17 protein-coding genes and 1 pseudogene are annotated in these 18,746 nt (G+C 73.4%); 12 read left to right on the top strand and 6 right to left on the bottom strand.

Annotation, left to right across the window (positions count from 1 at the left end; all coding sequences use genetic code 11):
• Nucleotides 1–163: 163 nt before the first annotated feature.
• From MED15_RS12805 to MED15_RS12795, 3 genes are all read left to right on the top strand, one after another.
• The gene (locus MED15_RS12805) at nt 164–2,047 is read left to right on the top strand and encodes an ABC transporter ATP-binding protein (RefSeq protein ID WP_112582724.1); all 1,884 of its coding nucleotides are present in this window, start codon (nt 164–166) and stop codon (nt 2,045–2,047) included.
• A 114-nt stretch (nt 2,048–2,161) separates the two neighbouring features.
• Nucleotides 2,162–3,952, top strand: a complete 1,791-nt coding sequence (locus tag MED15_RS12800; RefSeq protein WP_112700062.1) for an ABC transporter ATP-binding protein — start codon at nt 2,162–2,164, stop codon at nt 3,950–3,952.
• 84 nt (nt 3,953–4,036) lie between these two features.
• Nucleotides 4,037–4,786 carry a DUF2470 domain-containing protein gene (locus tag MED15_RS12795; protein WP_112735736.1) on the top strand — a complete coding sequence of 250 codons (750 nt, stop codon included), beginning with the start codon at nt 4,037–4,039 and terminating at the stop codon, nt 4,784–4,786.
• Nucleotides 4,787–4,825: 39 nt separating this feature from the next.
• On the opposite strand, the gene MED15_RS12790 is transcribed toward MED15_RS12795, so the two are convergent.
• The 3 genes from MED15_RS12790 to MED15_RS12780 form a co-directional block, all read right to left on the bottom strand.
• The gene (locus MED15_RS12790; RefSeq protein WP_112582721.1) at nt 4,826–5,422 is read right to left on the bottom strand and encodes a TetR/AcrR family transcriptional regulator; all 597 of its coding nucleotides are present in this window, start codon (nt 5,420–5,422) and stop codon (nt 4,826–4,828) included.
• Between the two features lie 91 nt (nt 5,423–5,513).
• Nucleotides 5,514–6,269 carry an ABC transporter permease gene (locus MED15_RS12785; RefSeq protein ID WP_112582720.1) on the bottom strand — a complete coding sequence of 252 codons (756 nt, stop codon included), beginning with the start codon at nt 6,267–6,269 and terminating at the stop codon, nt 5,514–5,516.
• Nucleotides 6,266–7,021, bottom strand: a complete 756-nt coding sequence (locus tag MED15_RS12780; protein ID WP_112725208.1) for an ABC transporter ATP-binding protein — start codon at nt 7,019–7,021, stop codon at nt 6,266–6,268. Before MED15_RS12780 ends, MED15_RS12785 begins: the two co-directional genes overlap by 4 nt.
• A 597-nt stretch (nt 7,022–7,618) precedes the next feature.
• On the opposite strand from MED15_RS12780, the pseudogene MED15_RS34200 reads away from it, so the two are divergent.
• The 4 genes and pseudogenes from MED15_RS34200 to MED15_RS12765 form a co-directional block, all read left to right on the top strand.
• A pseudogene (locus tag MED15_RS34200) lies at nt 7,619–7,897 on the top strand (phosphoribosyl-AMP cyclohydrolase); the annotation flags it as partial.
• 186 nt (nt 7,898–8,083) lie between these two features.
• Nucleotides 8,084–8,515 (top strand): phosphoribosyl-AMP cyclohydrolase, encoded by a 432-nt coding sequence (gene hisI / locus MED15_RS34195; RefSeq protein WP_112725225.1) that lies wholly within the window; start codon nt 8,084–8,086, stop codon nt 8,513–8,515.
• A gap of 58 nt (nt 8,516–8,573) precedes the next feature.
• Entirely contained in the window at nt 8,574–10,127 is a 1,554-nt protein-coding gene (locus tag MED15_RS12770) for an anthranilate synthase component I (RefSeq protein WP_112700060.1), read from the top strand.
• A 55-nt stretch (nt 10,128–10,182) separates the two neighbouring features.
• Nucleotides 10,183–10,773, top strand: a complete 591-nt coding sequence (locus tag MED15_RS12765; protein ID WP_112735734.1) for a Trp biosynthesis-associated membrane protein — start codon at nt 10,183–10,185, stop codon at nt 10,771–10,773.
• A gap of 19 nt (nt 10,774–10,792) precedes the next feature.
• Here the strand turns inward: MED15_RS12765 and MED15_RS12760 are convergent, their stop codons facing one another.
• Entirely contained in the window at nt 10,793–11,062 is a 270-nt protein-coding gene (locus tag MED15_RS12760) for a hypothetical protein (protein ID WP_112582822.1), read from the bottom strand.
• 487 nt (nt 11,063–11,549) lie between these two features.
• On the opposite strand from MED15_RS12760, the gene trpC reads away from it, so the two are divergent.
• Genes trpC through trpA form a run of 3 tightly spaced genes read left to right on the top strand, consistent with a single transcriptional unit; the run spans nt 11,550 to nt 14,435 of the window.
• Nucleotides 11,550–12,353 (top strand): indole-3-glycerol phosphate synthase TrpC, encoded by an 804-nt coding sequence (gene trpC / locus MED15_RS12755; RefSeq protein ID WP_030334428.1) that lies wholly within the window; start codon nt 11,550–11,552, stop codon nt 12,351–12,353.
• A gap of 38 nt (nt 12,354–12,391) precedes the next feature.
• Nucleotides 12,392–13,630 carry a tryptophan synthase subunit beta gene (trpB, locus tag MED15_RS12750; protein WP_112700314.1) on the top strand — a complete coding sequence of 413 codons (1,239 nt, stop codon included), beginning with the start codon at nt 12,392–12,394 and terminating at the stop codon, nt 13,628–13,630.
• A gap of 1 nt (nt 13,631) precedes the next feature.
• Nucleotides 13,632–14,435, top strand: coding sequence for a tryptophan synthase subunit alpha (gene trpA, locus MED15_RS12745; RefSeq protein WP_112725210.1), 804 nt, complete (start codon nt 13,632–13,634; stop codon nt 14,433–14,435).
• Between the two features lie 228 nt (nt 14,436–14,663).
• Here the strand turns inward: trpA and MED15_RS12740 are convergent, their stop codons facing one another.
• Nucleotides 14,664–15,338, bottom strand: coding sequence for an NUDIX hydrolase (locus tag MED15_RS12740; RefSeq protein ID WP_112725211.1), 675 nt, complete (start codon nt 15,336–15,338; stop codon nt 14,664–14,666).
• Nucleotides 15,339–15,440: 102 nt separating this feature from the next.
• On the opposite strand from MED15_RS12740, the gene lgt reads away from it, so the two are divergent.
• Both lgt and MED15_RS12730 read left to right on the top strand, forming a co-directional pair.
• Nucleotides 15,441–16,622, top strand: a complete 1,182-nt coding sequence (lgt, locus tag MED15_RS12735; RefSeq protein WP_112582715.1) for a prolipoprotein diacylglyceryl transferase — start codon at nt 15,441–15,443, stop codon at nt 16,620–16,622.
• A gap of 9 nt (nt 16,623–16,631) precedes the next feature.
• On the top strand, nt 16,632–17,819 hold the full coding sequence (locus MED15_RS12730; RefSeq protein ID WP_112582714.1) for an FAD-dependent oxidoreductase: 1,188 nt from the start codon (nt 16,632–16,634) through the stop codon (nt 17,817–17,819).
• 35 nt (nt 17,820–17,854) lie between these two features.
• Here the strand turns inward: MED15_RS12730 and MED15_RS12725 are convergent, their stop codons facing one another.
• On the bottom strand, nt 17,855–18,700 hold the full coding sequence (locus MED15_RS12725) for a GNAT family N-acetyltransferase (protein ID WP_112582713.1): 846 nt from the start codon (nt 18,698–18,700) through the stop codon (nt 17,855–17,857).
• Nucleotides 18,701–18,746 lie beyond the last annotated feature (46 nt).

Genomic DNA, 18,746 nt, shown 5'->3' with positions numbered 1-18,746 from the left:
CGGTGGCCCGTCGGCGCGCGACACCGGACGGCGGACGGCGGTCGGCGCCTGCGGCAGGCCGCCGTCCGGTACGTGATGGTCGACATATCCAGTCAGGGTCGGCGGCACTGGCCCCGACCGGTAAGGATGAGGGAGATAATTGTGGCTTACGGCGGGGGAGAGCGTGGCGAGCAAGACAAGTCGGGACGTTCTCAGTCGAGGGCTGGGGGTCCTGCGGCAGGCGATCCGTGAGCAGCCGCGGATCTTCGCGGTGGCGGTCGTCGGCAGCGTGCTCTTCGGCGGGATGATCATTGTCAGCGCCCGGGTGGTCGGGTCGGTCATCGGTGAGGTGGCGCTTCCGGCCATCGAACGCGGCGAGGTGGGCGCCGGCACCCTGGCGCTGGCCGCGGCCGCGTTGTTCGGGATCAGCGTGCTGCGGGTGGCGGGCATCTTCGGCCGCCGGCTCGGCGCCGGTTACATGCAGTACCGCCTCCAGGCCTCCTACCGCCGCAGGGTGACCCGTCGGTACCTGGAGCTGCCGCTGTCCTGGCACCACCGCAACTCCACCGGCACCCTGCTCTCCAACGCCAACTCCGACGTGGAGGCGGCCTGGTACCCGATCGCGCCGCTGCCGTTCGCCGTCGGCACGTTGGTGATGCTGGTCGGCGCGATCGTGTCGCTCTTCGCCACCGACTGGGCGCTCGCCCTGGTCGGGCTCGCGGTCTTCCCCGCGCTGTTCGCGCTCAACGTCGTCTACTCCCGCCGGATGGCCCCCCGGCAGGCCCGGGCGCAGCGCCTGCGCGCCGAGGTCAGCGGCATCGCCCACGAGAGCTTCGACGGCGCCCTGGTGGTCAAGACGATGGGCCGCGAGGCCCAGGAGACCGCCCGGTTCGCGGGCCGCGCCGGTGAGCTGCGCGACTCGCTGATCGCTGTCGGCCGGCTGCGCGGCATCTTCGACCCGCTGCTGGAGACGCTGCCCAGCCTCGGCACCCTGGCCGTACTGGTGGTCGGGGCGTTCCGGCTGCGCCAGGGCGCGATCAGCGTGACCGAGCTGGTCAGCGTGGCCTTCCTCTTCACCGTGCTGGCCTTCCCGGTGCGGGCCATCGGTTGGGTGCTGGCCGAGCTGCCGCGCAGCGTGGCCGGGTGGGACCGGGTGCGCCGGGTGCTCGACGCCACCGGCGAGATGCCGTACGGGCAGCGGGTGCTCGACCCGGCCGGCGCCGGCCCGGCCACCCTCACCTTCACCGACGTGCACTACTCCTACCCGCCGGCCGAAGCGCACCCGCCCGGCGCGCAGGTCCTCGGCGAGGTCGGCTTCACGGTGCCGTCCGGTAAGACGGTGGCCCTGGTGGGGCCGACCGGCGCCGGCAAGTCCACCATCGCCTCGCTGGCGGTGCGCCTCGTCGACCCGGACTCCGGCACTGTGAGCCTGGACGGCGTGGACGTGCGCGAGCTGACCTCCGCGTCGTTGGCCGGCACGGTGGCCCTGGTCGCCCAGGTGCCCTTCATCTTCGACGACACGGTGCGCGCCAACATCGCCCTCGACCGGCCCGGTGTCGACGACGAGGTGGTCTGGGCGGCGCTGCGGCTGGCCGAGGCGGACGGGTTCGTCGCCGCGCTGCCCGATGGTCTGGACACCATGGTCGGCGAGCGGGGCACCTCGCTCTCCGGCGGTCAGCGGCAGCGGCTCACACTGGCCCGCGCGCTGGCCGGTCGACCGCGCCTGCTGGTGCTCGACGACGCGACAAGCGCTGTCGATCCTCGAGTGGAGGCGGCCATCCTGGCGGGGCTGCGGTCGTCGACCACGCAGGCGGGAGTTCCGGCCGCGTCGATCCTGGTGGTGGCGTACCGCCGGGCCACCATCGCGCTCGCCGACGAGGTCATCTACGTGGAGCAGGGACGGGTGGTCGCCCGGGGCACCCACACCGAGTTGTTGGCCACCGTGCCCGGTTACGTCGACCTGGTCACCGCCTACGAGCAGGCCGAGGTGGAGCGGGCACAGGAAAGTTCCTACGGCGACGACGTGGCACCGCTGCCGTCGGGCCTGGAGATCGAGGTGGACCGGTGAGCGCGAGGAGTGCAGCGCAGCGGAGCCCCGCAGTCGCGAACGAAAGGCCAGACCGGTGAGCGCGAGGAGTGCAGCGCAGCGGAGTCCCGCAGTCGCGAACGAAAGGCGGGCCCGGTGAGCGCGACCACGGAAACGAGTGACACGCCGGAGGCCCGGCAGGAGACGACCTGGCAGACCCTGCGTCGGGGCCTGGCGCTCTCGCCGGAGCTACGGATCGGTCTGGCCGGCACGTTGGCCCTGGCGTTGGTCTACATGGTCGGTCGGGTTGCCGTGCCGGTCGCCGTGCAGCAGGGCATCGACCGGGGCCTCGTCGGTGGTCTGGATCTGAACGTGGTCTGGACGGTGGTGGCGATCACCGCGGCGATCCTGACGATCACCACGATCTGCGGCTACCTGATGATGCGCCGGCTGTTCACGGTCAGCGAGACGGCTCTGGCCAACGTCCGGACGCGCGCGTTCCGCCACGTGCACGACCTGTCGATGTTGCACCAGCAGTCGGAGCGGCGCGGTTCGCTGGTCTCGCGGGTCACCAGCGACGTGGACCAGATCACCCAGTTCCTCCAGTGGGGCGGGGTGATCCTGCTGGTCAACCTCGGTCAGCTGGTGGTCACCACCGCCGTCATGCTGGCGTACTCCTGGCAGTTGACAGTGGTGGTGTTGGCCGCGTTCCTGCCGGCGGTGTTCGTCATCCGGCAGCTGCAACGTCGCCTCGGCAGCGCGTACGCGACGGTGCGTCAACGCACCGGGACGTTGCTCGGCGCGATCGGCGAGAGCGTGGTGGGCGCGCCGGTGATCCGGGCGTACGGGATCGCCGGGCGCACCGAGCGGCGGCTGGACGAGGCGATCGACAGGCAGCGGCTGGCGCAGCAGCGGGCGATCCGGATCAGCATCGTGGGCAGCTCGGTCGGGGAGTTGGCGGCGGGGGTGGCGCTGGCCGGCGTGGTGGTGCTCGGCGTGCTGTTGGGGGTGGACGGCACGCTGTCGATCGGCCAGCTGACCGCGTTCCTCTTCCTGGTGACGCTGTTCATCCAGCCGGTGCAGATCGCCACCGAGGTGCTCAACGAGGCGCAGAACGCGATCGCGGGTTGGCGTCGGGTGCTGGACGTGCTGGACGTAGCCCCGGACGTGGCCGACCCGGGGGAGCAGGGGCGGGAGCTGCCGGGCGGGCCGCTGGACATCCGGTTCTCCGGTGTGCGGTTCGCCTATCCGGGTGGTCCGCCGGTGCTGCACGACATCGACCTGGAGATCCCGGCCAAGAGCCGGGTGGCGGTGGTCGGTGAGACCGGCAGCGGCAAGACCACGTTCGCCAAGTTGCTGACCCGACTGATGGACCCGTCGGACGGGGCGGTGCTGCTGTCCGGGGTGCCGCTGACGGACGTCCGGTTCGGCTCGCTGCGCTCCCGCGTGGTGATGGTGCCGCAGGACGGGTTCCTCTTCGACGCGACAGTGGGGGACAACGTCCGGTTCGCCCGGCCGGAGTTGACCGACGAGCAGTTGAGCGCCGCCTTCACCGAGCTGGGCCTGTCCGACTGGCTGGAGGGTCTGCCGGCGGGCCTGGACACTCCGGTCGGGGAGCGCGGCGAGGCGCTCAGCGTCGGGGAGCGGCAGCTCGTCGCGTTGGCCCGCGCGTACGTGGCCGACCCGGACCTGCTGGTGCTCGACGAGGCGACCAGCGCGGTGGACCCGGCGACGGAGGTGCGGTTGCAACGCACGCTGGACGCGGTCACCCGGGGCCGGACCACCCTCGCCATCGCGCACCGGCTCTCCACGGCGCAGGCCGCCGACGAGGTGATCGTGGTGGACCGGGGCCGGGTGGTGCAGCGCGGCCCGCACGACGAGCTGGTTCGCGACGCCGACTCGGTGTACGGCCTGCTCTACGCCTCCTGGCTGGAACAGACCCGGTGAGGTGCGGCGGTGTGGTGGACGTCGACGGGCGGGTGCTCTAGGCTCCGGGTTAGGTAAGCCTAACCTCTGAAGGAGGTCGCACCCATGCGGCCCAACTCCGCCGAGATCGTCCGTACCCTCGTCGCCGGCCGCCTGCCCGGCCTCGTGCACCTGGCCCACCGGCCGGGTCCGCACCACGCCCGGCACGTCACCGACTCGGACGGGCGGGTGCTGCTGCTGGTGCCGGTGGCCAGCCATCTGGCCGCCGCCCTGCAACCGGCCGCCGGGGGCAGCGACGTCGCGGTGGTGCTCGACGTGCTCGACCTGCCGCCCGCCGCCGGCGCGCCCGGGCTGGGTCGCGCCTGGGTGTCCGGCTGGGCGGCCGAGCTGCGCGGCGACGAGGCCCGCCACGCGGCGGTCGAGTTCGCCGCGGTGGAGCCGACCGGCGACCTGCTCGACCTGGGCACCCGGTTCCGACTGTTCCGCTTCGAGGTGGTCGAGGTCCGCTGGGAGCGGGCCGGCGTCGTGCACCGGATCGACCCGGTGGAGTACGCCGAGGCCGAGCCGGACCCGGTGCACCCGGTCGAGGCCCGCCTGCTCGCCGACCTCGCCGAGTGCCACGGCACCCAGGTGACGGAGTACCTGCGCCGGCAGCTCGGGTTGACCGAGCACACCCGGGAGGGGCCGCCCCGGGTGGTGCGCATCGACCGCTACGGGCTGGTGGTGGCCCTCGGCCAACCCGGTGCCCGGCGTCGGGTCCGGCTGGCCTTTCCGGGCCCGGTGGCCGACCCGGCCGAGCTGCCGCGGCTGCTGCCGCCGCTGCGACTCACAGCCGACGCCCGACCCCCGCGCTGACCGCCCTCCGCTGGTCGGGCTGCCGCCTTCGCTGTCGGGTCAGCTCGGCAGTGGGCCGGTGAGGTAACGCTGGATCGTGGGGCCGATCGCGGCCACTAGGGTTTCCGGATCCGCCGAGGCGACCGGCTCAAGGCGCACCACGTGCCGCATCATGGCCAGGCCGATCATCTGGGTGGCCACCAGGGAGCCCCGCAGCGGTAGCTCGACCGGGTCGACGTCGAGGTTTTCCAGCACCCGGCGCAGCACCTGGGTGGTGACGAACTCACGCAGCAGTCGAGCGGTCCACTCGTTGCTCACCGCGGAGCGCAGCAGTGCCTGCGCCGCGCTGCCGGTCGGGGAGTCCCAGACGCCGAGGAAGATGCGCACCATCCGCTCACCGACGCCGTCCCGGTCGCCGGCGAGCACCTTCGGCACCAGCTGACCGGGGTCGACCGGAAAGTTCATCGCGGCCAGGAAGAGCTGGTCCTTGCTGCCGAAGTAGTGGTGCACGAGCGCCGGGTCGACCTGCGCCGTAGCGGCGATGCCCCGGATCGAGGCGGCGTCGTAGCCACGTTCGGCGAACGCCGTCCGCGCCGCGTCGAGAATCGCCTCCCGGGTGCCCGGGTTGCCGGGTCGCCGGCCGGTCCGCCGCGTCATCGCCGCCCTTCGTTCGTCCGCCTCGGCCCGTCGTGGGCCCGGCCACGCCGGGGTCGGCTGCCGCGCTGGCCGCCGCCCCCGGCGCCGGCGGTCAGCCGCTGCGTCGGCGCAGGGTGGCCGCCGCGAGCACCAGCGCCAGCACCACAGCGCCGAACACCACAGCGACGTCGCGCCACATCCGGCCGGTCGGTTCGGCGTGGGCGCCGACCTCCTGCAACGCCTCGATGGCGTACGACAGGGGGAAGGCGTCACTGAGCGCCTGGAGCCAGCCGGCCATCTGGTCGCGGGCCACGAACAGCCCGCAGAGCAGCAGTTGGGGGATCACCACGACTGGCAGGAACTGTACTGCCTGGAACTCGGTGCGCGCGAAGGCACTGCACAGCAGCCCGAGGGCGACGCCGAGCACCGCGTCGAGCACGGCGATCCCGATCACCAGCCCGATGCCGCCGGCGGTCTCCAGATCGAAGATCCAGTACGCCACCGCGGCGGCGACGGCTGCCTGCACGGCGGCGGCCAGCCCGAACGCGATGCCGTACCCGAAGAGCAGATCGAGCTTGCCCAGCGGTGTGGTGAGCAGCCGCTCCAGCGTGCCCGAGGTGCGTTCGCGCAGCATGGCGATGCTGGTCACCAGAAACATGATCACAAAGGGGAAGATGCCGAGCATCACCAGCGCGACCCGGTCGAAGGTCGTCGGCTGGCCGGGCGGGGTCGGTTGGTCGGCGTACATGAAGTAGACCAGGGTGAGCAGGACGGCCGGAACCACCACGAGCAGCGCGATGGTCCGCCGGTCGTGCCGGAGCTGACGCAGGATGCGGCCGGTGGTGGCGGCGAGAATTCGCGCGTTCATGCTGTCTCCCGTGCGGCTGTCGCGTCGGTGCTGGTGGCGGCGGCCTCGCCGGCCCGGATGAGCCGCAGGAACGCCTCGTCGAGGTCGTCCACACCGGCGGCGGCGCGGATCGCGGCGGGGCTGTCGTCGGCGATCAACCGCCCCTGGCGGATCAGCAGCAGTTGGTCGCAGCGCGCCGCCTCGTCCATCACGTGGCTGGACACCAGCAGGGTGGTGCCGGCGGCGGCCATCGCGTGGAAGCGGGCCCACAGGTCGGCCCGCAGCACCGGGTCCTGGCCGACGGTCGGCTCGTCGAGGATGACCAGCTCCGGCTCCCCGACCAGGGCACACGCCAGCGAGGCTCGGCTGCGTTGACCGCCGGAGAGGGTGGCGACCAGCTGACCGGCGGCCTCGGCCAGCCCGACATCGCTGATCGCCCGGTCGGCCTCGACGCGCCCGCGCCCGTACAGGGCCGCGAAGTAGCGGGCGTTCTCCCGGACGGTCAGGTCGGCGTAGACGCTCGGGGCCTGGGTCAGGTAGCCCACCCGGTGCCGCAGCGCGGGGGTGCCCGCCGGTTGGCCGAGCACGGTGACCGTCCCGCCACTGACCAGCTGCACCCCGACCACCGCCCGCATGAACGTGGTCTTGCCACTGCCGCTGGGGCCGAGCAGCCCGGTGACCGCGCCGCGCGGGACCCGGCAGCTGATGCCGTCCAGCACCCGCCGCCCACCCCGGTCCACGACCAGGTCTCGGACGGCTATCGCATCGTCCATCACGCACCTCCACAGAAACTCATCACCTGTTGAACTCAACGCTAGATGAAATACCGCGCCGGGCGCAACGCCCGCACCGGTGTTCGGGGGGCCGACCGTCGCGCGGAGCGTGAGAACGGGCAGTAGGCTCCGGACCGGACACGAAGTCCGCCAACGGGCATTGCGCGCCGATCGGACGTACGGCACGATGGCGCGGTGGGTCACGCTCCGTTACCGGATAGCGGTTTTCTTGAGGACTGGGCCGCGCGGTTGCGGCAGGCCGCCGAGCGGCCGGTGGTCGGCATCCTGTTGCGCGGCAGCCACGCCCGCCGCGCCGCCACCGCGCACAGCGACGTCGACCTCGACGTCCTGGTCGGCGGCGCCCCCTACGCTGCCCGCCGGGCCTACCTGGACGAGTCCGCAGGCCAGGTCACCCATGTCTCGGTGGCCGCCCGGGACATCCGGTCCTGGGTGCACCGACTGGGCGAACCGGCCGACTGGGCGTTCGGGCTGCCGGTAACCGCGCCGGCGCGGCTGCTCTGGGCCGACCCGCACTGGCGGCCCCGGATCGACCTGCCGGTGCTCTGCCAGCCCGCCGAGCCACCCCGACTCGAAGAGATGATCGCCACGCTGGGTAAGGCCGCCTCCGCCCGCGCGGCCGGCGACCGCCTCGGGGTCCGGCTCGCCGTCGCCGACCTGGCGCGGCTCTGCCCCTCGGTGCTGCGACCGGCCAACCCGTCCGTGCGGGTCCACTCCCGTCGGGCGGCCTTCGCGGCGGCCCTGGAACTGCCTGTGGCACCACCCGGCTACCGGACGGACATGCTGCTCTGCCTCGGGCTGCGCCCCGGCGCCACCGGGCAACTCTGGGCCGCTGCCGTACGGCTGGTCGCCGGCACGCTGCCGTTGATCCGACCGTACGCCGAGGAGATCGCCGACACGGCCGGCCCGGACCTGGCCGCCGCCCTGGTCGACTCCCGGCTGGACCGCTACGTCGCCCAACTGGCCCGGCCGGCCGGGCCCCCGCCGCAGCCCTGCCGGGAGCGGTCGGCGGTGCCCGCGCCGCGTGCGGGAGAATTGGTGACTGTGCCCGTACCTGACCCGCCGGTGACCGGCGTCCCCAGCGATCCGAACGAGCTGGCCGCGCCCGCGCCGGCGCGCCCGTCCCGGCTCGACCCGGCCATCGCGGCCCAGCTGCGCCGCACCGCCGACGGTCTGGTCGCCGCAGTGGTGCGCGCGCACGACTCCGGTGAGGTGCTGATGGTCGCCTGGATGGACGACGAGGCGTTGCACCGCACCCTCACCACCGGCCGGGCCACCTACTGGTCGCGCAGCCGCCGCGAATACTGGGTCAAGGGCGCCACCTCCGGGCACCACCAGTACGTGCGGTCGGTCGCCCTGGACTGCGACGGGGACGCGCTGCTGGTGAGCGTGGACCAGGTCGGCGCGGCCTGCCACACCGGGCACCGGACCTGCTTCTTCACCGAGCTGCCCGTCACCGGGACGGAGGCACCGTGAGCGCGCGGAGTGCAGCGCGGCGAGGCACCGCAGACGCGACCGAAAGGCGGGTCGGCTGATGACCGACGGCACCCTCAGCCCCGACCTGGCCACCTTTACGGCGCTGGCCGCCGACTGGCGGGTCGTGCCGGTCACCCGGCGGCTGCTGGCCGACGCGGAGACCCCGGTCGGGGTTTACCGGAAGTTGGCCGGTGGACCGGGCACGTTCCTGTTGGAATCGGCCGAGCAGGGCGTCGGCTCGGCCGGCATGGCCTGGTCGCGGTACTCGTTCATCGGCGTACGCAGCAGCGCGACCCTGATCGAGCGCGACGGCGTGGCGACCTGGCTCGGCCAGCCGCCGGCCGGGCTGAGCACCGAGGGTGACCCGGTGCGGATGCTGCGGGAGACGGTGGAGGCGCTGGCCGGCCCGGTCGGGGACCCGTCCGACGGTCTGCCGCCGCTGACCGGGGGCATGGTCGGCTACCTCGGCTACGACCTGATCCGGCGCTTCGAGCGGTTGCCCGAGCTGACCGAGGACGACCTGGGCGTCCCGGAGCTGGGCATGATGCTCGCCACCGACCTGGTGGTGCTCGATCACTACGACGGCTCCGCGATCCTGGTCGCCAACGCGGTACTGCCGCCGTTGGACGCCCAGGACCGCGCCCCGCAGGTCGCCGCCGCCTACCACCACGCGGTCGGCCGGTTGGACGCGATGACCACGGCGCTGTCCCGACCCATCCCGCCGATGATCTCCACGGTCGAGCGTCCGCCGGCCGGCGAGGTGCTCTGCCGTACGCCCGACGGCGGCTACCCGAAGGCGGTGGAGGCGGCCAAGGAGGCGATCAGGGCCGGTGAGTGCTTCCAGATCGTGCTCTCCCAGCGCTTCGAGCGGACGACCCACGCCGACCCGCTGGACGTCTACCGGGTGCTGCGCACCAGCAATCCCAGCCCGTACATGTACCTGCTGCGCTTCGACGGGTTCGACATCGTCGGCTCCTCTCCGGAGGCGCACCTGAAGGTCACCGGGGCCGCGGACGGGCGGCGCCGGGCGTTGTTGCACCCGATCGCCGGCACTCGGCCGCGGGGCGGCACCCCCGCCGCCGACGCCGCGCTCGCCGCCGAGCTGCTCGCCGACCCGAAGGAACGAGCCGAGCACGTGATGCTGGTCGACCTCGGCCGCAACGACCTGGGTCGGGTCTGTCAGCCCGGCAGCGTGGAGGTGCCCGAGTTCGCCACCATCGAGCGGTACAGCCACGTCATGCACATCGTCTCCACCGTCACCGGCACGCTGCGTGACGACCAGAGCGCCTTCGACGCGCTCGCCGCGACCTTCCCGGCCGGCACGCTCTCCGGGGCGCCAAAGGTGCGCGCCATGGAGATCATCGAGGAGTTGGAGCCGGTCCGCCGTGGCCTCTACGGCGGCACCGTCGGCTACTTCGGCTTCGGCGGCGACCTGGACATGGCGATCGCCATCCGGACCGCGCTCATCCGCGACGGTCGCGCCTACGTCCAGGCCGGAGCGGGGGTGGTGGCCGACTCGGACCCGGCCGCCGAGGACCAGGAGACGCGGAACAAGGCAGCGGCCGTGCTGGCCGCGATCGCGGCCGCCGAAACCCTCCGGCCGGCACGGTGAACGCGAGGAGTGCAGCGAAGCGGAGCGCCGCAGTCGCGAACGAAGGGATGAACTCGTGAGCGGCGGGGAGCGGTCTGTCGTGGGCCGGCGCGCGTTGACGTACGCCGTGCTGCTCTGCCTGGCCGGCGCGGCCCTGGCGCTGTGGGCCGCGACGCGCAGCTGGTCGGTCGAGCTGACGGTACGTCCGGCCCCGCTGCCGCCGGTGCGTGACACCCGCAGCGGTGCGAGCCTGCTGCCCTGGCTGCCGGCGTTGGCCCTGGTGACCTTGGCCGGGGGTGGCGCGGTGCTGGCCACCCGGGGCCGCCTGCGTCGGGTGCTCGGGGCGCTGCTCGGCGTGCTCGGTCTGGCCGTGGCGGCCGGCGGCGGGTATGGGCTGGTAGCCGACATCGGTGGCGACGTGAGCCGGCAGTGGCCGGCGCTCTGCCTGGTCGGCGGCCTGCTGGCCGCCGGGGGCGGCTGGTGGACGGCGGCGCGTGGCGGTGACTGGCCGGCGATGGGCGCACGCTACGAACGTCCGGCGCGGACCGCGCCGCAGACCGCGCCGGCGCAGAGTGAGCCGGCCGGGCCGCCGACGCCGTTGGCGGGGCGGCGGACCACCGAGGCGTGGGACGCGCTGGACCGGGGCGAGGACCCGACGGCCGACTGACGCGGCGGCCGGCGGGCGGTCAGCCGACCGGCTGGCGCTCCCACTGGGCGCGGCTACTGGCGGCGCGAGCGGCGGTCAGCTCGGCGACCAGGCGGTTCAGCTCGGCGCGTTGGTCGGCGCGGGCCCGGTCGGCGCAGACCGCCTCCCAGGCGTTGCCCCGTGCCGTCCGCATCCGTCCCTCGCCCACCACGGCCCGTTCCACGGTGTGCACCACGCCGACGGCGAGCGATGCCACCGTCCGCGAGATGGTGGTCAGTCCGATGGTCTGGTTCGGCTCGGAAATGCTCATGGTCACCTCGCACGAGGAGTTGCTGCGGTCGGGGCAAGCGCGCCATCGAGTCTGCCCGAGGACGATGCTCGCCCGTCGACGTTTCGCCGCGGTGACCGCCCGGTCAACTGTCTCGCCTCGGCCGTGACCAGGCACCGTCCGTTCGGCCTTGAGCTTGCTCACAGCATCGATTGGCATCGCTGCCGTCAGGCGGCGAGCGGAAACTGGTGGCATGATCGATGGATCGGCCCGGTCTGACTGCGGCCGCCAGGCTCCATACCGCGTGACGGTGGTCGATACCGGAGGTGGCGCTGCGTGACATCCCCTTCACGGCAAGTCGGCCATTATGCCGCAGCCCTTTTCGTGAGCAGCGCCATACCCCCGGCATTCGGCGTCGGTCGGCTGCCCCTAGCATCGGCCCATGACGCCCGGAGAGGGGAGTCCGTTCGTGACTGCTGAGCATGCGCACGCGGAGGGGGACGAGGCCGGCCAGGCAGCGTCCGTAAGCGTGCTCGACGAGATTCTGGCCGGCGTGCGTGAAGACGTCGCCCGACGCCAGGAGCAGGTTCCGCTGGAGCGGATCCGTGAACTGGCAGCGGCGGCGCCGCCGCCCATGGACGCGTACGCGGCGCTGCGCAAGCCCGGCGTGGCCGTGATCGCCGAGGTGAAGCGCTCGTCGCCGTCCAAGGGCCGGCTGGCCGAGATCGCCGATCCGGCCGACCTCGCGGTCGACTACGCGGCCGGTGGGGCGCGTGCGATCAGCGTGCTGACCGAGGGGCGCTGGTTCGGCGGTTCGCTGGACGACCTGGCGGCCGTCCGTGCGGCGGTCACCGTGCCGGTGCTGCGTAAGGACTTCGTGGTCTCCAGCTATCAGATCCACGAGGCCCGCGCGCACGGCGCCGACCTGGTTCTGCTGATCGTCGCCGCACTCGAGCAGAACGTCCTGATGGGCCTGCTGGAGCGGATCGAGTCGCTGGGCATGACCGCCCTGGTCGAGGTGCACGACGAGGAAGAGGCCGACCGTGCGCTGGAGGCCGGTGCGCAGGTGATCGGGGTCAACGCCCGTGACCTGCGTACCCTGGAGGTCGACCGGTCGGTGTTCGAGCGGATCGCGCCGGGCCTGCCCAGCAGCGTCGTCAAGATCGCCGAATCCGGCGTTCGTGGCCCGCACGACCTGATCCGGTACGCCTCCGCGGGCGCCGACGCGGTCCTCGTGGGCGAGGGCCTGGTCACCCAGAAGAGCCCCCGCGAGGCGGTTGCCGAGTTGGTCAACGCCGGCAACCACCCGGCAACGCCCCGGCCGGTGCGCTGACCCCGCGCCGGTCTGACGTCCCACCGAGAGGATTCCCGATGAGCGCCGACGCGCTGGCCCCGGTGGCCGGCCCGCAGCCCGACTCCGCCGGCCACTTCGGCCGCTTCGGCGGTCGGTTCGTTCCCGAGGCCCTGGTGGCCGCGCTGGACGAGCTCGACGGGGCGTGGCGTACGGCGATGACGGACGAGTCCTTCCGGGCGGAGTTCGGTGCGCTGTTGCGCGACTACGCCGGCACGCCTTCGCTGCTCTACGAGGCCCGGCGGTTCTCCGCGAAGGTCGGCGCGCGGGTGCTGCTCAAGCGCGAGGACCTGAACCACACGGGTGCGCACAAGGTGCGCAACGTGCTGGGCCAGGCGCTGCTCACCAAGCGGATGGGCAAGACCCGGGTGATCGCGGAGACCGGTGCCGGCCAGCACGGTGTCGCCACCGCGACCGCCGCCGCCCTTTTCGACCTGGAGTGTGTGGTCTACATGGGCCAGGTCGACACCGAGCGGCAGGCGCTCAACGTTGCCCGGATGCGGATGCTCGGCGCGACCGTCATCCCGGTCACCAACGGCTCGCGCACCCTCAAGGACGCGATGAACGAGGCGATGCGCGACTGGGTGGCCAACGTCGACGAGACGCACTACCTGATCGGCACCGCCGCGGGCCCGCACCCGTTCCCGGCGATGGTGCGCGACTTCGTCCGGGGCATCGGTGACGAGGCCCGTCAGCAGTGCCTCGACCTCACCGGTGGGTTGCCGGACGCCGTCACCGCCTGTGTCGGCGGCGGCTCCAACGCGCTGGGCATCTTCCACGCGTTCGTGGGCGACGAGGCCGTGCGGCTGTACGGCTTCGAAGCCGGTGGCGACGGGGTCGCCACCGGCCGGCACGCGGCGAGCATCACCGGCGGGTCGGCCGGAGTGCTGCACGGCACCCGTACCTTCGTGCTCCAGGACGCTGACGGACAGACCCTGGAGTCGCACTCGATCTCCGCCGGCCTGGACTACCCGGGCGTCGGGCCCGAGCACGCGTGGCTGCACGACACCGGCCGGGCGAACTACCTGCCGGTCACCGACGACGAGGCGATGGCCGCGTTCGAGCTGCTCTGCCGTACCGAGGGCATCATCCCGGCGATCGAGAGCGCACATGCGCTCGCCGGCACGGTCGCGCTGGCTCCGAAGCTCGCCGCGGAGCTGGGCCGGGAGCCCACCATCGTGGTCAACCTCTCCGGGCGGGGCGACAAGGACGTGCACACCGCCGGCGACTACTTCGGCATCCTCGACAAGGAGCGGTGAGATGAGCCGGATCGGGGTGGCCTTCGACAAGGCCCGCGCCGACGGACGGGCACTGCTGGTCGGCTGCATGCCGGCCGGGTTCCCCACCGTCGAAGGCAGTATCGCCTCGATGACCGCCATGGTCGAGGCCGGCGTCGACGTGATCGAGGTGGAGATCCCCTACTCCGACCCGGTGATGGACGGGCCGGTGATCCAGCGGGCCAGCGACATCGCGCTGGCCGGGGGCGTACGCACCGCGGACACGATGCGCATCATCGAGGCGGTCGCGGCCACCGGCGCTCCGGTGGTCACCATGACCTACTGGAACCCCGTCGAGCGGTACGGCGTGGACGTCTTCGCCCGTGACCTGGCCTCCGCCGGCGGCACCGGCCTGATCACCCCGGACCTCATCCCCGACGAGGCCGACGAGTGGCTGGCCGCCTCGGACGCGCACGGGCTGGACCGCACGTTCCTGGTCTCGCCGTCGTCCACCGACGCCCGACTGGCGATGACGGTGCAGCACTGCCGCGGCTTCGTCTATGCGACCGCCGTGATGGGGGTGACCGGTGCCCGGGCGCGTACCTCCGACGCCGCCCCGACGCTGGTCTCCCGGGCCCGCGCGGTCACCGACCTGCCGATCGGTGTCGGCCTGGGTGTGGGTACCGGCGCGCAGGCCGGCACCGTCGCCGGTTACGCCGATGGGGTGATCGTGGGCAGCGCGCTGGTCCGATGTGTGCTCGACGCGCCCACCGAGGCCGACGGGCTGGCCGCCCTGCGCACGCTCAGCGCCGAACTCGCCGAGGGCGTCCGTAACCCCACCCGCTGAACCCCGGCGCTCGCTGAGCCCGGCCCCGCCGAGCCCGGCCCGGCTCAACCCTCGGCGCTCGTGCCGGCGCGTCGGTCGGCCGGTCGGAGCGCTGGGGCATGTCTGTCTGTTGAGCGGTATACCTGTGAGTCATATTTATGACTCACAGGTATACCGCTCAGTCGGAAGTGGCCCGGCGGACGAGGCTGTTCGCGACCTCGCGGATGACCTCGGGACGGTTGCGACTTGTCAGGGGTGCAGGGACCGGTCCGGGGCCTCGCCGCGTTGCTCCGGCGGCTGCCCCGCTCCCGGATGCCCGTCCTGACCGATCCCGGGCCGCTGCGTGTCCCGGCCGGTCGCGGGTCGCTGCTCGTCCCGGCCGGTCCCCGGGCGCCGCACGTCCTGGTCGGCTGGCGGCTGGCTGCCCTCGGCTGGGCGAGCTGCTGGCAGCGGCGCGGGGGCGACGGTGCCGGGCACGCAGCTGACGTCGCGGAGCACGCCGGAGCGGCCGGCGGTCGCGTCGGTGACGGCGGCCCGGGTGAGCGGGGTGACCACCTCGGGCAGCGCGTCGGCGGAGTGCCAGGACAATCGGCAGCCCGGGGGTGGGTCGGTGGCGGGTCGAATCCCGGCCGCGCGGGCCCGGAACACGTGCACGAGGACGTCCGGAAGCGGGCCGGCGCGTCCCGCCGCGGCCTCCCCCGAAGGGCCGCTCACCTGGTATATGCCGACCAGGTCGGTCAGCTCGATGTCCCAGCCGGTCTCCGCGCGAATGTCCCGTAGCGCCGCCCGCACCGGGCTCTCGGCCGGGCGCAGCCGCCCGCCGGGCAACGCGTAGCGGCGGGCACCCCGACCCTGCTGGCAGAGCAGCACCCGACCGGTGTCGTCGGTGACGACCGCGGCGACCGCCCAGGTGAGCGCGCTCATGGACAAAGAGCCTACGGCGGCGCAAACCAGAAGTCACCGGGATGCGCCCTCCAGCGGCCCGGGGTGCCGCTGCGGGGGTGTGCAGCGGTAGCGTGTGCACCCGTGACCCTCGCCTCGCTCTCCCCCCAGGCGGCCCTGCCCAGCCCCAGCACCGCTGTCTGGCAGCTCGGGCCGGTGCCGATCCGGGCCTACGCGCTCTGCATCATCGCCGGCATCGTGCTGGCCTGCTGGGTGACGGAGCGCCGGCTACGGCAGCGCGGCGTCGCGCCCGGCGCGGTGCTCGACATTGCCGTCTGGGCGGTGCCCGCCGGCATCATCGGCGCCCGGATCTACCACGTGGTCACCTCACCCGAGAAGTACTTCGGCGCCGGTGGTGACCCGATGAAGGCGTTCGCCATCTGGGAGGGCGGTCTCGGCATCTGGGGCGCGGTCGCCGGTGGCGCGCTCGGTGCCTGGATCGCGGCCCGCCAGCTCGGCATTCCGTTCGGCGTGGTGGCCGACGCGCTGGCCCCCGGGCTGCCGCTGGCCCAGGCCGTCGGCCGCATCGGCAACTGGTTCAACAACGAGCTCTTCGGTGGCCGGACGACCCTGCCGTGGGGTCTGGAGATCCACCGGATGGACCCGGACAACCCCGGGCACGCCCTCCGCGACGACGCCGGGCAGCCGATCCTCGAACCGGGTCTCTACCAGCCGACCTTCCTCTACGAGGCGCTGTGGAATCTTGGCGTCGTAGCTCTGGTCCTCATCCTTGACCGCCGGTTGAAGCTGGGCCGGGGCCGGGCGTTCGCGCTCTACGTGATGGGTTACACCGTCGGCCGGTTCTGGATCGAGCTGATGCGCACCGACGAGGCCAACCAGATCCTCGGCGTCCGGCTCAACGTCTGGACCGCCGCCCTGGTCTTCCTCGGCGCCCTGATCTACTTCGTACGGGTGCGTGGCCCTCGGGACTACCTGATCCCGCTCGGCCCGGCGGCGACGACGACCCCGCCCCCCACGTCCGACCTGTCCCAGGTCGACCTCTCCGAGCGGGAGACCCCCACGCGGGCCGCCGCGCCGGAGGGCTACCGGGTGGTGAGCGAGGAGCAGTACGCCGCCTGGCAGGACACCGGCGTCGTACCGCCGGCGAACGACGACGACTCCCGGCCGGATGATGGCCAGCCGTCCGACGACACGGCGGCCGCCGACCTCACGCCGAGCGACGACGAGCCGGTAGACGAACCGTCCGCCGCTCGCACCGACCGGGCCGACGCCACCGGCGCGCGTCCCGCCGACCGGGACAGCTGAGCGGCACCGATGCGAAGCGCGGTGGTGGTCGGCGCAGGGGTCGGTGGCCTCGCGGTGGCCGGCGCGCTGGCTCGTTCCGGCTGGCAGGTCACAGTGTTGGAACGCGCCGAACGGGTCCGACCCGAGCCGACCGCAGTGGTGCTCTGGCCCAACGGCGTCCGCGCGCTCCAGGCCCTCGGCCTCGGCGCCGGCCTGGCCGCCATCGCCACCCCGTTGCCCGACGGCGGGGTCCGTCGCCCGGACGGGCACTGGCTCGTGCAGCCCCGGCCCATCCCGGCCGACCGGATGCCGGTGGTGGTGCATCGGGAGGATCTGCACGACGCGCTGATCGCCGGCCTCGGCGAGCGGGTCGAGTTGCGGACCGGGGTGACCGTGCGCCACGTCCGCGTCGAGCCGGGCGAGCGGCCGGGAGTCAGCGACGGGCGGCACACAATCGAGGCCGATCTGGTGGTGGCCGCCGACGGTACGGACAGCGGCATCCGCCGCCAACTCGCGCCCGAGTCCCGGGTGGTCAGCTCCGGGTGTGCCGCCTGGCGGGCCGTCATCCCCTGGTACCAGGCACCTCGACTCCCCGACGATCAGCCGCTGGCCGGTGAGATTCTCGGCGCGGGTTACCGGTTCGTGGCCGCGTCGCTGGGCGAGCGGGGCTCCTCGGGCGGGTCCAGCCGGGGCGGCATCTACTGGGTGGCCACCGCCGCCGGCGCGCCCCGCCCGGAACCACCGGAGACCCAGCTCGCCCTGCTGCGCCGCTGGTACGCGGGCTGGCCCGCTCCGGTCGGCGCGCTGCTCGACGCCACCGACCCGACCGACCTGGTTCAACAGGAGGTCCGCGAGCTGCGCCCGCTGCCCAGGGCGTACGGCTTTCCGGTCGGGCCCGGTGGGGTGGTGCTGCTCGGCGACGCGGCGCACGCCATGCCGCCGCACCTCGGGCAGGGCGCCTGCCTCGCGTTCGAGGACGCCGCCACGCTCGCGTCGCTGCTGCGGGAGGCCCGGCTGCCCGACGCCGTCCAGGCGTACGACCGGGTGCGCCGCCCCCGGGCCGCGACAGTGGTCCGGCAGACCCGGCGGATGTCGGCGGTGCTCCAGACCCGCGGCCGGTTGGCGCTGCGCGCCCGGGACGCCGCACTGGGCACGATCAATTCCCGACTGCTCTCCAGCGCCGCAGCCTCCGCCGCCCAGTGGCGCCCACCGACCTGACCTCTGCCGCGAGGCAGGTCAGCGGAGCGGGGCGGTCAGGGGATGAGCGCGGCGGGTTCGGCGATGCAGGCGGTGCCGATTCGGCGGAAGCCGACCCGCAGGTAGACCCGCGCGATCTCCTCGCTGCCCGCGGAGAGGAAGACAAGCTCGGTGCCGGCCGCCAGTAGTTCCCGGGCCAGGGTGGCGGTGAGCGCGGCGCCCAGCCCGCGTCGTCGGGCGGACGGCAGGGTGGCCACCCCGGCGATCTCCGCGACGTCGTCCACCCGCATCGCCATGCCGCTGGCCAGCGCGCCCTCGGTCGGCGTGCCGGCCAGCGCGGAGATCCGTCGCCCGTCGGCGATCCGGACGCGCTCCTCGTCGAGCGCGGCCAGTTCGAGTTCGGTGACGGCGGCGTCGCGTTCGGCCGGGCCGGCCTCGCCGGGTGCGGTGCCGGCGGCGGCGAACGCCACCGCTGCCACCGCGCGGCGGGCGGCGACATCGGCGGCGAAGCCGGGGGAGTCAGCTGCCAGCACCCGCACCGCCGCGTCGGAGAGCGTCGCCGGGTCGGGCAGCGCGCTCGGGTCGAGCACCATCAGCGGCGCCTCCAGCACGCTGAGTCCCGCCGAGCGGGCCACCGCCAGCAGCTCCGGGGTCGTCTCGTGCACCCACTCGAAGGCTTCTGGCAGGCCCAGCTTCCGCTGGCGCTCGCGGACCGAGACCACATCGGCAAGCGACGGCGGCTCAGTGGCGTCGATCCGGGGGCGGGCGTAGAACGGCCAGCCGGCACCTTCGCGGACGAACAGCACCAGCCCGCCATGCTCCTCCGCACCGGCGACGTCGCGGGGCACCGCGTCGTAGAAGCGTTCCAACCGGTCGAAGACGTGCTTGTGTAGCGGATCCACCGCGCGAGACTACACGTCCCAGCCAGTGGACGGTGTGATCAATCTC

The sequence above is a fragment of the Micromonospora noduli genome (genome assembly GCF_003264475.1).
In the GTDB taxonomy this organism is placed as follows: Bacteria; Actinomycetota; Actinomycetes; order Mycobacteriales; family Micromonosporaceae; genus Micromonospora; species Micromonospora noduli.
The sequence above is the reverse complement of the archived record's forward strand: the minus strand, read 5'-3'. Positions and strand labels throughout refer to the sequence as shown.